The following is a 279-nucleotide window of genomic DNA, read 5'->3' on the forward strand; positions in this document are numbered from 1 at the left end:
TGCGCGATGTGCGCGCTGCTCGCCTGCAGCGTCGCCGTCGCTTCGCCCGATGAAGATCGACTCGGCAAGGCGCAAGGCTATCCGCTCGCGCCAAGCGCCGCACGCATCCACGAGGCCCAGTACATCGTGGGGGCCTTCAGCGGCATGGACCGCATCTCGCCGTCTTGCGAACTGGCGCCGGCCGACCAACCGGTGCAGCTCAAGATCGCAGACAAGGAGGCGGATGTCCGGTATCGCTTCCGCAACCATGACTACACGCTGGCCGACTACATGGAGCAT

Annotated in this window: 1 protein-coding gene; it reads left to right on the forward strand. The window is 65.6% G+C overall.

What is annotated here, in order from left to right:
* The coding region (locus GUI70_RS23065) for a hypothetical protein (protein WP_202630588.1) at positions 1-279 on the forward strand (279 nt) is incomplete at both ends.

The sequence above is a fragment of the Deinococcus alpinitundrae genome (assembly GCF_009982895.1).
Lineage (GTDB): Bacteria > Deinococcota > Deinococci > Deinococcales > Deinococcaceae > Deinococcus > Deinococcus alpinitundrae.